Source organism: Geothrix oryzae (assembly GCF_030295385.1).
Classification (GTDB): Bacteria; Acidobacteriota; Holophagae; order Holophagales; family Holophagaceae; genus Geothrix; species Geothrix oryzae.
In genome coordinates this window covers 996,178-1,008,097 of the sequence record NZ_AP027079.1, presented here as the reverse complement: position 1 = coordinate 1,008,097, position 11,920 = coordinate 996,178, and the positions used below count along the sequence as shown (strand labels likewise).

At 68.6% G+C, this 11,920-nt stretch carries 10 protein-coding genes; 3 read left to right on the top strand and 7 right to left on the bottom strand.

Annotated elements, in window-relative coordinates; translation table 11 throughout:
• Positions 1-3: 3 nt before the first annotated feature.
• Genes QUD34_RS04580 through QUD34_RS04565 form a run of 4 tightly spaced genes read right to left on the bottom strand, consistent with a single transcriptional unit; the run spans position 4 to position 7,113 of the window.
• Positions 4-3,225, bottom strand: a complete 3,222-nt coding sequence (locus QUD34_RS04580) for an alpha-mannosidase (RefSeq protein WP_286355421.1) — start codon at positions 3,223-3,225, stop codon at positions 4-6.
• A gap of 32 nt (positions 3,226-3,257) precedes the next feature.
• A complete protein-coding gene (ptsP, locus tag QUD34_RS04575; protein WP_286355420.1) occupies positions 3,258-5,765 on the bottom strand; it encodes a phosphoenolpyruvate--protein phosphotransferase in 2,508 nt (835 codons plus the stop codon).
• Positions 5,766-5,776: 11 nt separating this feature from the next.
• A complete protein-coding gene (locus QUD34_RS04570) occupies positions 5,777-6,073 on the bottom strand; it encodes a PTS fructose transporter subunit IIB (protein ID WP_286355419.1) in 297 nt (98 codons plus the stop codon).
• The gene (locus tag QUD34_RS04565) at positions 6,070-7,113 is read right to left on the bottom strand and encodes a PTS fructose transporter subunit IIC (RefSeq protein WP_286355418.1); all 1,044 of its coding nucleotides are present in this window, start codon (positions 7,111-7,113) and stop codon (positions 6,070-6,072) included. Before QUD34_RS04565 ends, QUD34_RS04570 begins: the two co-directional genes overlap by 4 nt.
• 118 nt (positions 7,114-7,231) lie before the next feature.
• On the opposite strand from QUD34_RS04565, the gene QUD34_RS04560 reads away from it, so the two are divergent.
• A complete protein-coding gene (locus QUD34_RS04560; protein WP_286355417.1) occupies positions 7,232-8,098 on the top strand; it encodes a helix-turn-helix domain-containing protein in 867 nt (288 codons plus the stop codon).
• A 39-nt stretch (positions 8,099-8,137) separates the two neighbouring features.
• On the opposite strand, the gene QUD34_RS04555 is transcribed toward QUD34_RS04560, so the two are convergent.
• The 3 genes from QUD34_RS04555 to QUD34_RS04545 form a co-directional block, all read right to left on the bottom strand.
• The gene (locus QUD34_RS04555; protein WP_286355416.1) at positions 8,138-8,512 is read right to left on the bottom strand and encodes a pyridoxamine 5'-phosphate oxidase family protein; all 375 of its coding nucleotides are present in this window, start codon (positions 8,510-8,512) and stop codon (positions 8,138-8,140) included.
• A gap of 73 nt (positions 8,513-8,585) precedes the next feature.
• A complete protein-coding gene (locus QUD34_RS04550; protein ID WP_286355415.1) occupies positions 8,586-9,497 on the bottom strand; it encodes an NAD-dependent epimerase/dehydratase family protein in 912 nt (303 codons plus the stop codon).
• An 18-nt stretch (positions 9,498-9,515) separates the two neighbouring features.
• Positions 9,516-10,040 (bottom strand): RrF2 family transcriptional regulator, encoded by a 525-nt coding sequence (locus QUD34_RS04545; protein WP_286355414.1) that lies wholly within the window; start codon positions 10,038-10,040, stop codon positions 9,516-9,518.
• 224 nt (positions 10,041-10,264) lie between these two features.
• Between QUD34_RS04545 and QUD34_RS04540 the strand changes: the two genes are divergently transcribed.
• Entirely contained in the window at positions 10,265-11,320 is a 1,056-nt protein-coding gene (locus QUD34_RS04540) for an NAD(P)-dependent alcohol dehydrogenase (protein WP_286355413.1), read from the top strand.
• A gap of 8 nt (positions 11,321-11,328) precedes the next feature.
• On the top strand, positions 11,329-11,868 hold the full coding sequence (locus QUD34_RS04535; protein ID WP_286355412.1) for a flavodoxin family protein: 540 nt from the start codon (positions 11,329-11,331) through the stop codon (positions 11,866-11,868).
• Positions 11,869-11,920 lie beyond the last annotated feature (52 nt).

Sequence of the window (11,920 nt, the reverse complement as noted above, 5' to 3'; positions counted from 1 at the left end):
AGGCTAGGGTTTGTTGAAGCGGCTCCCGAAGGAGGCATCCCGGGCCAGATCCGGGAACAGGGGCTGCAGCGGACGAATGCCGGCGTTGTCCAGCGCCGTGGTCGTGACCGCGAAGACCTTCACCCGCGAATCCTTGGGAAGCGTCAGGGTCCGGGCTCCGGCCGGGAGGTCCACGGCGAAGGCGAACAGGTAGCTGTACGCATAGACATCGTCCTGGCCCTTGGCATGGCGATGGGAGGCCCACCAGACCGGCCGGCCGGCCTTCAGGAAGGCAGGCGCGATGCGCTCCAGGTCGTTGTTGATCGAGTAGGTCTTCTCATCGACCTCGCCCTTGAACACGCGGTTGTCCCAGGAACCCAGATAGCCGGTCCAGCGTGGGACCTCCACCTGCTCGACCCGGTCCCCGGCCATGAAAGCGGCCTTCACATCCTCGCTGGTCGCGGCCACCAGCAGGTGCGCCCGCATCGTTCCCTCGGGAAGGGCCAGGGTCTGGCCTGCGCAGGTGAGCGCATTCTTCTGGCCATCGCCGCGTTGGCCCATCTGAAAGCGGATGCCGCCGGCTTCCACCGCCTCACCCATCATTTCCGAGGGGTAGCTCGCGTAGGGCTCCATGGCCCCGCCCTCCATGCGGCTCGAGTTGGTGCTGAAGACCGCCGCATCGAACGGGAGCGGCAGGGGCTGCGCCGAGGGCGATGCCAGCCGAGCGGGCGTCTCCACCTGCAAGCCGATCGTCCGCAGCTGGTAAGGCCTGAAGGCCAGGTTCAGGGTTCCCTTTCCCAGCGGCAGCTCGGCCAGGGGTCGCTCGAGGCCATCCAGTTCCTTCGCGCTGCGGATCGGACCCGCGGCCCTGAGATCGATTTCAGCCTGGGAGCCCCGGAGCTCCTGGAGGCGGACCACGATGGCCGTGCCATCCTCCGACCGCTTGAGCGCCTGGATGGCCACATCCGGCGTGGAGGTGCGCAGGAGGCTGAAGCTGCGGCCGAGCGGGCCCGCGTGTTTGGGGACGGCGAAGGCGGCCAGGGGCTGATCCTGACGCAGGGCCAGCCAGGGCGCGCCCTGCCAGCCCCCGGAATGCCCCGCCAGGCCGTAGGTGAAGCTGTGGCGACCCCAGTCCTGCCAGCGCTGTTCGCGGTAGTCCTTGCCGACGCCCGGCGTGTAGAGCAGCGTCAGCCGCAGGGTGTGGTCATCGGGCTTGTCGGTGCCGTACTTGGCGCCGGTCAGCAGGGTCACGCCGTACCCAGCCTGGGCGTCCGTGAGGTCCATCCAGCCGTGGGTGGGCACTTCGTACTTCTTCGGGTCGTTGTTGCCCCGCTCGAGGGTGCCCAGGTCCAGGTTGTAGGTGGCCTTCGCCTGGGCGGCGGCCAGGGGGAAGGTGGCCTTCAGGCTGGCCTCGGAGGTCTTCCAGTCCACGAGGTTCGCGACCTCCACGCGGTCCCCCGCGGCCCCGGCGGCGAGCCGGATGGTCTGGACGAAGCGTGAGCCCTCGCTTTCGCGGATCACCTCCAGGGCGACGCGGACAGGCCCGTCCTCGCTGACGCGGATGGCGGCAGGGCCGGACACATGGGCGCGGGGCGGCTTCTGGCGGTCGGCCCAATCCATGTTCCAGGCCGGCCAGCGCTGGGGCTTCTCATGCTGGAAGGCCAGACGGGCGGGTGCGGACAGGAGCTCACGTTTGAGTTCCTTGTCGAACACGCTCTCGATGTCCCCGGCCTCATTGAGCTTCACGCGGTAGCGGGCATTCTCCGCCATGCGCCCCTGCACCTTCAGCTCGTCGCCCGCGGGGGCCTTGCCGGGCCGCAGGCCGTACACCGCGAAGCCCAGGCTGGGCACATGGGCCTGGAACAGCACCCGGCGGCGGCCATCAGGCCCCGTCGTCATCTGGGTGGGAAGAACCGCGCCCGCGGCATCCACGGCCGTGACCTGGGGTTCGGCTTCGAGTTCAGGAGGAAGCAGGGCCTCCACCAGATCCATCCGGGCGATGCCCAGGGCGTTGTAGACCACGATCGGCACGCCCTCCACGCGCGTATCCAGACCCCGGGCCACGGCGCCCACGGCGTCCCCCAGCATGCCCTCGAAGGCCTTGGCGGCGAGGAGTCCGTCGTTCCAGGAGTATTCGTAGGCCTTGGGCAGGCTGGTGCCCGGCAGGATGTCGTGGAACTGGTTCCTCAGCATGAGGCCCCAGGCCTTCTCGAGGGTCGTGGCCGGATAGGGGCTGGCCTGGAGCAGGTCGGCGGCCACCGAGGCTTTTTCGGCCGCGTCCGCCAGCAGCTCGTCCTGCCGGTTCATCCGCTTCATGAAGGCGGCCGAGGTGAGAGAGCCCGCGGAGTGCTGGGTGAGCAGGAGGTCCCCCTTGTAGCCCGGCAGCTTGGCCTTCTGGGCCTCGGTGATGGCCTCGAACATCAGGTCGGCCCGCCCGGCGATCACCTTCACCGGGCCCTTGGCCGCGAGGCCCTGCCACAGGGTCCGCAGCGAGTCGTCGAAGGGCGCGCTCCCCTCGTCCCCGTTGCCGTTGTAGAGGTAGTCCACCTTCAGGCCGCTGGCGACGCCGTTGGCATCCAGCCTTTTCACCCAGGCCTCGCCCGTGAGGGGCGTGGTGAGGTGCGCATCGTAGCTCCCCGGGTTCAGGGCCGCGATGATCGAGCGGCCGTCGGGGCCCTCCCATCGGCCCACATTGAAGGGCACGCCGTTGGCCGATCCCCAGGTGAGCTTCTGGGTGGAGAAGCCCTTCAGACCACAGTGGGCCAGGATCGACGGCAGGGAGGCCGGAAAGCCGAAACAGTCGGGCAGCATGTACTCGGAGCTTTCGGTGCCGAACTCCCGCTTGAAGAAGGTGTGGCCCAGCAGCAGCTGGCGGATCAGGGATTCCGAGGACGGCACATTCACATCCGATTCCTCCCAGGCGGAGCCCGCGGGGAACCACTGGCCTTTGGCCACATATCCCTTCAGCCTTGCGTACTCGCCCGGGAAATACTCCTGGAACATCTGGTAGCGGCCCGCGCCGCTCCAGTTGAAGACATACTCCGGGTGCTGCTCCATCAGCGCGAAGTTGTCGTACAGCGTGTTCCGCAGCATCTCCCGGACCACCAGCGGATAGGACCAGCGCCACTGGGTGTCCAGGTGGGAGTAGTTCATCACATAGAGGGTCCGCTCCTTCGACAGGTCCGGAGGTGCGGCCGCGAGCGCAAGGCCCAGGCCGGTGAGGGCGGCGGTGCGGAGAAGGCGCATGGGGGCTCCTGGAGTGGCGTGGCGGGGTGGTCTCAGGCCGAGAGGTCCGGACGGAGGAGGTCGAGCAGGGCTTCGGTATCGGGGGCCTCAAGGAGGCCCTCGCGGAAGCCCGCGTCCATGAGGCGACGGGCCAGGCGGGCGAAGACGCGGAGGTGCTCTTCCTCCCCGTCGGGCCGCGAGACGAGGAGAAAAACCAGCCGTGCCTCGGCCTCGTCGCTCCAGGCGACCGGAGCCGCCAGCCTCAGGATGGCGATGGCGTTGGCGGCCACCGCCGGGCTCTTGCAGTGGGGCACCGCGAAGCCGTGGCCGAGGCCGGTGGCGTAGGCGGCCTCCCGGGCCCAGATGGCCTCTTCGAGATCGAGGGGATCCCGGGTGCGCCCGGCGCTGGCGAGCCGCTCCACGAGGAGCTTGATCGCCTCCTCCTTCGTACCGCAGGCGGCCTCGAGCACCACCAGGTCCGGATCCAGAAGGGGCGGAGCCACGCCGGGCCTCAGGGCCTCGTCCAGGAGTCCTTCCACCTCGGCGGCCGTGGCCGCCCGGAGCGCCCTCCGGGTCAGGTCCAGGCAGGCTTCCAGGTCCAGGGGGGCGAGGGCGGTCCGGACGGCGGCCACCGCGGAGGGCGCCACGCTGAGATCGTCGAAGCCGAGACCCAGCAGGAGGGGCAGGAGCTTCGGCCGGCTGGCCATCTCGCCGCAGATGCTCACGGGTTTCCCGACGGCCCGCGCGCCCTGGGCGATGTGGGCGAGAAGCCGCAGGGTGGCCGGGTGCCACTCGTGGCTGGCCTTCGTCACGCCGACATCGCCTCGATCCGCGGCGAACAGGTACTGCACCAGGTCATTGGTCCCCACGGAGAGGAAGTCGGCCTCCCGGCCCAGCGCCTCGAGGTTCAGGGCGGCCGCGGGGACCTCCACCATGATGCCGAGGGGCACATCCGGAGGATTCAGCCCCTCCGCGGCCAGCGAAGCCCGCACCTCCTCCATCAGGGCGCGGACCCAGCGCAGCTCCTCCACCTCGGCCACCATGGGGATCATCAGGCGAAGGGGGCCGTGGGCCGACGCCCGCAGGGCCGCCCTGAGCTGGGTGCGAACCAGATCCACCTGATCCGCATACCAGCGGACGCCCCGGCGCCCCAGGAAGGGATTCGCTTCCGGAAGCAGGGGCAGGTAGGCCAGGGGTTTGTCCCCCCCCACATCGAGCAGCCTCAGGGTGACGGGCCGCCCCGCAGCTTCGCGGAGGACCCGACCGTAGGCCTGGACCTGTTCATCCTCGCCGGGGGGCGCCGACCGGTGGAGGAACAGCATCTCCGTGCGGAACAACCCGATGCCGTCGGCCCCCGCCCCCAGGGCACGGCTGGTCTCCTCGGCGGTGGAGATGTTTCCCAGCACCCGCACTTCATGCCCGTCCCGCGTCCGCGCCCCGGCCCCTACTCCGGCCCCGGCCCAGGGGGCCGGACAGCCCATCCGCTGTCGCTGGCCCTCCGCCTCGACGCGGTAGTAGGCCTCGACTTCAGGCGTGGGCTCCGCGATGACGAGGCCCCGCAGGCCGTCCACCAGCAGGCGGCGACCTTCCAGGGTCTCCGGCACCTGCGCGGTCACGCAGGGGATCCCAAAGGAACGGGCGAGGATGGCCGTATGGGAGGTCCCGCCGCCCTCGGCCAGGACGAGGCCCCGCAGGAGCTCCAGGTCCAGGGCGAGGAGCCTCGAGGGCGCCAGCCGGTCGGCCACCAGCACGGAGGGGGCCGTGAGGCGCAGGCGGGAGGCCTCGGGATCCTCGCCGCAGAGCTCGCGGATCAACCGATCGGCCACATCCTGGAGATCCAGGGCCCGTTCGCGGATGGCGGCATGTTCCGAGCGGACCAGCGGGCCTTCCGCCCACCGCGTGGCAGCCTCCACCGCGTCGGCGGCCGTGCGGCCCTCCAGCAGGGCGGCCTCGATGCCGTCCCGCCAGGCCGGATCGCCCAGAAGGGCCAGGTGCACATCCAGCACACTGCGCTGAGCGGGATGCGCGGCTTGCCGGATCTCCTCCTTCAGCCGAGCCCCCACCGTCTCGAGGGCCAACCGGAGAGCCTTCCGTTCGACCTCGACCGGCGCTTCGACCGGCGCTTGGACCTGGGGCGCCTGGGATGGCCGCGGCGCCGCGACGGCCAAGCGCACGAGCTGCCCGGTGCCCACGCCTTCGGAGACGCCCACCCCCGCCCACCAGCGGCCGCCGGACCGCTCCACCAGGCGCGGGACGACGGAGGAGGTCCGCGCCCCGGGCACCGCGCTGCGGTCGCAGCTCAGGAAGGGACCCTGGAGGAAGGCCACCAGGTCGCGGTGGGCCTCGGCCTCGTCGCCGGTTTCCACCCGGATCCGGCAAGGGTCGCCCTTCCGGGTGTCCGTGGCCAGCAGCCCCAGCACGCTGTCCAGGGGCGCGGTCCGGCCCGTGCGCTCATTCAGGAACTCGAGGCGGGCGGAATGGGCTGCGCTCCGCTCGCGGAGGGCGGCGGCCGGCCACGCGTGGAGGCCGCCTGCCAGGGGGAAGTCGAAGGCGTATTCCATCCCGAACCGCCCTAGAGACGCGCGAAGATCTCGGCCGGGTTCTTGATGGCCAGCTGCACGGGAACCTCGAGGATCCGGGCGATGCCGGCGAAGCGCTCCCGACCCTGCACGGGCAGGTCCGAGGCCAGGATGACGGCGTCGGCGCCCGCCACATCCGCTTCGGTCAGCCGGTTCTCGATGCCCATGGCGCCCTGCGTCTCCACCTTGATGGCATGGCCGAGCTGCTTGCCCGTGCGTTCCAGCTGCTCGGCGGCCATGTAGGTATGGGCAATGCCGGTGGGGCAAGCCGTGATGGCGAGGATCTTCATGGGGCCTCCACGGAAGGCTGGGCGGAGCGGGCGGGGGCCCGCAGGAGGTTGAGGGTTACGGCGACGGCCAGGGTGCCGATGGCGATCGCGGCGAGGTACCAGAGCCGGTGCTCCACCACGGGCAGGACGATCAATCCGCCGTGGGGCGCATGGTCCCCCACGCTGCCCAGCATGGCGATGACGGCACCCAGGGCGGAGCCGCCCATGATGGTGGGGATCACGCGGACGGGGTCGGCGGCGGCGAAGGGGATGGCCCCTTCCGTGATGCCGATGGCGCCCATGGCCAGGGCCGCGAGGCCCGACTCGCGCTCACTGTCCGACCAGCGGTGGGGTGCGAGCAGCGTCGCCAGGCCCAGGCCCAGGGGGGGGATGCAGATGGCGGCGGCGCAGGCGCCCATGACGCCCACATGGCCCTCCCTGATCATGGCCACCCCGAAGAAGAAGGCCGCCTTGTTCACGGGCCCGCCCATGTCGAAGGCGATCATGGCGCCCAGCACCAGGCCGAGGAGCACCTGGTTGCCGCTGCCCAGGTTCTGGAGCGCCTGGGCCAGCCAGGCCATGAGTCCCTTGATGGGCGCCCCCAGCAGGCCGTACATGATCAGACCCACCACCAGGGAGGACAGCACGGGGATCACCAGGATGGGCATGATGGGCCGCAGCAGCCGGTGGATCGGCAGCCGCCTCAACAGCAGGACCACGCCGCCCGCCAGGAGGCCCGCCGCGAGCCCCCCCAGGAACCCGGCCCCCACCGCATTGGAGATGAAGCCGCCCACGAAGCCGGGCACCAGGCCCGGACGGTCGGCCATGCCGAAGGCGATGTAGCCCGCCAGCACGGGGACCACCAGGGAGAACGCGGCCAGGCCGATGTCCATGATCACCTTCAGGGTCGGGGCCTGGCTGAAGTCCGGGCCGGTACCGGGCCGCATGGGGGCGAAGGCGATGGCCACGGCGATGAGGATGCCGCCGCAGGCCACGAAGGGGATCACATGGGAGACGCCGCAGAGCAGGTAGGTCTTCAGGCGCTGAAGGCTCGCGTGCATGTCGGCTCCTGAGGACTCGCTGACAGCGTAGTCGCCGGGATGGCCTCTCAAAAAGGGGGAGTTCTGTCCGTTCATTTACACTTTTTGGCACCATCATGAGTGCGTCCGGAGTCGCCCCGTGCCCGAATCCCATGCCACCGTCTGGAGAATCCCGTCGACCCACCTGGACGAGGCTTGGGGGCTCTATGTGAGCGCCGTGGCCTCGGGAGAGGATCAACCGGGACTGCCCCCGGGACGCTGGCGCCTGAGATGGGTCGTGCGGGGCGCCGCCATCCTGGTGGCGCCAGGCCGCCGGCGCCAGCGGGTCGAAGCCGGGGATGTGGTCCTGTCCTCGGCTTCCAGCGGGGGGAACCTGGTGCCCGACCCCGACCAGACCTGTCGCATCCACCAGGTGGATTTCGGCGGCGCCTGGATGGAACGGTGGGAGGAGGCGGGCTTCTTCGGCGTGCTTCCACGGGTGATCCGGGCGGGATTCGATGAAAGCCTCTTGGGCCTTCTGGTGAAGCTGATGGAATTGGCCAAGGCTCCTGGGCCGGATTCAGGGCGCCTGATGGCCGGGGTGCTCGGAAACCTGCTCGCCCGCCTGGAATGCGCCAACCGCACCGGCAGTGAACTCGGCCGAAAGCAAGGCCTCATCCAGGACGCCTACCGGCTGCTTGGGGATCCGGAGCGGAGCCGGATGGGACTGGAGACTTTTTCCGGGGACCTGGGAGTCAGCTACTCCTGGTTCCGCAGAAGCTTCCGCAACCACACGGGCCTGACCCCCCAGCGCTATCGCCTTCTGCAGCAACTCGACCGGGCCTGCCAATTGCTCAGCGATACGAGCCTCCCGGTAGGCACCATCGCTGAACGCCTGGGCTTCAGCTCCCAGGCCTATTTCGCCCGCAGGTTCCGCAAGGAGACAGGGTTCTCTCCCACGGTCTGGAGGCGCCAGCAATTGGGCGAGGAAACCCAGGCCGAGGCCGTGATCCGGGATGCGCCTTGACCCTCATCGGTAGGCGCAGTCCGGGGAGGCCCCCATGGATCAAAGGGTCTGGGTGATGGATTCAGGGGTGATGGCCAGCGTGGCCCTGACCCAGGCGAACTTGGCCTTCAGCGTTTCGAAATCGGGTCCAGAGGCCAGGAAGGCCGCCTGGCCCTTGATCAGGAAGCCGGTTCCGGGGCCATGCCGGCCTGCCACCTTGGCACTCCCCAGGGTGACCAGCACCTGGTGGTTGAAGGCGACATTGGCTTCGGTCTGCTGCATGTAGCCGGCCGGGATCAGCAGCCGCCCATCTTCCGTCAGGCGGATATAGCTGTTCCAGGTGTTGACCATGTGGGGCCCGTCCTGGCCCAGGGTGGCGATGGCGACCACCCCATCCTGCTTCAAGACTTCCAGTAGTTTTTCGGGGATGACCATGACTGCCTCCTGGCATGAGGGGTAGAGCGGATTGATCTCTTGGAGTGAAAAGTTTTCGTGCGTCTGCCTGAGCTCAAGCCTGGAGCCATTCCGGGCGGCGGGGGCGGAAATTCAGGGCCTGCTTGGCCTTCGCATTGGTGGCGCCACAGAGCTTCGTACCGAAATACAGCGCATCCGGGCCGGCGTTCTCCAACGCCTCAGATTCAGTGCAGTGGGGCGGAGGCGGCGCGCCGACCCAGCGGGCGAACTCCGGCAGCCAGGCATGGACCGGGGCGGGATGGTCATCGACCACATGGTAGGTGCCCGGATCGGCCGCCAAGGCCGCGACCGTGGCCAGGGCCGCGTCGTCGACATGCACGAAGGACCAGACACCTTCCCCCTGGCCGATGACAGGGAATTCCCCCCGGCGAACGCTGGCTCCGGTGGCGCCCTCCGGGTGGTACCAGGTGTTCGGGCCATAGAAGAACCCGTAGCGCAGGAGGACGCCTTCCATCTTTCCCGAGCGGTGCTGCAGCCGCGATTCGATCTCGGCGTACATCTGGGCCCCTGCGGCGATTCCCGGGCTGGCATCGACTGCAAGGGGTGCGGATTCGTCGGCCAGTCCTGCCTCCACGCGCAAGAAGAAGCCGCTGGCCTGCTGGATGTAGCGTCGGACGCCGCAGGCCTGGGCGGCACGGTGCAGGTTGCCGCCGCCCTCGAGTCGCAGCCGGCGATCCCCGGGAAAGGCCGCGCCGTATTCCGCCGGGTCCTTAGGTAGCGCCGTCAGCTCATCGATGACGACTTCAGCCTCCGCCTCCCGCAGCGCCTGTTCCAATGCGGGCGCATCAAAGGCGCGCACCCGGGCGACCTTGGCACCCAGGGCCAGCAGGCTATTCGCTCCGACCTCAGAACGGGTCATGCCCGTCACCGCATGGCCCTGGCGAACCAGGGCGGCAACCAGGGGCAGGCCGATGGCCCCACTCGCTCCCGCGACGAATACATTCATGTTGTTTTCTCCTGTGGATCAACTGTTCTGGTTGATGGGATGCCGTCGAATCCGAGTGTTCTTGCGTTGCTGGAACCAGGTTCCCGTGTCCCGGGTGAATGCCTTCGGGGCCTTGCGCTTGAATTCGCAAGCCAGATCCGCCAGCGTTTTCGAGGCGAGGAAGTCCTGCAGCACGCGCTCGGCGTCGAGCATGAAGCCATGGATCCGGCAGGTTCCCGCGGTGGCCCATTCGGGGGCCGTGGCGTCAAAGAGGGCGCACTGACTGCGGATCTCGGCACAGGCGAACAAGGTCCGGTCCGGATCCACCGCCGCCAGCACCTCCATCACCCGAATCTCCCCGGCCGGGCGGGCGAGCGCAAAGCCGCCGGAAACGCCTTCGAGGCTTTCCACGAGGCCCGCCTTTTTGAGGCGTGTAAAGAGCTTCGCAAGGAACCGTTCGGGAATCTTTTGATAGGTGGCAAGGTCCCGCACGCTGACCGACTCCGGCTGAGTCGCAAGGATGAGCAGCGAGTGCAGGGCGTACTCGGCACCGGCACCATACATGGACGAATTCAAACTAGCACCTCATGGGGTGTAGTTTGATTGGACGCCCTCCGTGCGTCAAGGCCCCTTCCGGGAGAGTGGGAAGGAGGCGAAGGGGTCCCTGGCCGCTCATGTGCAGGATTGGGAAAGGATTTCAGAGGAATGGGCAAGCCGGGCCCCGGCCCGCTTCCTAGACTTCCTTCTGTGACCGGTGGTCGGTGAGTCGGCCCTGGACCGGAGGAACCATGCCCCTGAACACTCTCGGCTACGCTGCGCAGTCCGCCACTTCGGACCTGGCCCCCTTCCGCTTCGAGCGGCGCGATCCGCGCCCGGACGATGTGGTCATCGACATCCTGTACTGCGGGGTCTGCCACTCGGACCTGCACACCGCCCGGAACGACTGGGGCTGGACCTCGTACCCCATCGTTCCCGGCCACGAGATCATCGGCCGCGTCCGCGAGGTGGGCGCCCAGGTGACCCGCTTCAAGACCGGCGATGCGGTCGGCGTGGGTTGCATGGTGGATTCCTGCCGGCACTGCAAGCCCTGCGACAAGGGCGAGGAGCAGTACTGCAAGGAAGGCTCCACCTTCACCTACGGCGGCCAGGATCGCCACGACCACACCCCCACCCAGGGCGGCTACTCGGACCAGATCGTGGTGTCCGACCGCTTCGTGCTGAAGGTCCCCGAGGGGATGGATCTGAAGGGCGCCGCGCCGTTGCTTTGCGCCGGCATCACCACCTGGTCGCCCCTCCGGCACTGGAAGGTCGGTAAGGGCAGCCAGGTGGCCGTGGTCGGTCTGGGTGGCCTCGGCCACATGGGCCTGAAGCTGGCCAAGGCCCTGGGCGCCGAGGTGACCCTGTTCACCCGCTCCAAGGGCAAGGAGGCCGATGCCCGTCGGCTGGGCGCGGACCACATCGTGCTGTCCACGGACCCCGCCCAGATGGCCGCCGTCTCGGACCGCTTCGACCTGATCGTGGACACCGTCCCCTACATCCACGACCTGAACCCCTACCTCCCCTCCCTGACCACGGACGGCACCCTGGTGCTGGTGGGCTACCTGGGCGGGCTGGAGCCTCTGCTGAACACCACGCCCATGGTGCTGGGCCGGAAGTCCGTGGCAGGCTCCCTCATCGGCGGCACCAAAGAGACCCAGGAGATGCTGGATTTCTGCGGTGAGCACGGCATCGTGTCCGATGTGGAAGTCATTGGCGTGCAGGAGATCAACGCCGCCTACGGGCGCCTGCTGAAGAGCGATGTGAAGTACCGCTTCGTGCTCGACCTGGCCTCTCTGAAGGGCTGAGGCGACCCATGAAGAAGAAGGTGCTCATCCTGTCCTCCAGCCCTCGGAAGGGCGGCAACTCGGACACGCTCTGCGACCGCTTCCTCGCGGGCGCCCTGGAGGGTGGCCATGCGGCCGAGAAGGTCTTCCTCCGAGACAAGACCATCGGCTACTGCACCGGCTGCGGCGCCTGCACCAAGGGGGCGAAGCAGTGCTCCCAGAAGGACGACATGGCGAAGGTGCTCGATCAGATGGTGCATGCCGATGCCATCGTCATGGCCACGCCAGTCTACTTCTACAGCATGGCCGCCCAGATGAAGACCCTCATCGACCGCACCTGCGCCCGGTACCAGGAGATCTCGAACAAGGAGTTCTACTTCATCCTGGCCGCCGCCGACGGCAACAAGAAGGCCATGCACCGCACCCTCGAAGGTTTCCGGGGCTTCACCTCCTGTCTCGACGGGGCCCAGGAGAAGGGCGTCATCTACGGCACCGGCGCCTGGGAGGTGGGGGACATCAAGGGCAGCCCCGCCGTGAAAGAGGCCTACCAGATGGGCCTGTCCCTCTAGGGGTCCGCGCCTTCCCGCAAGGAGACATTCCATGCCCCAGATCCTCCACGCA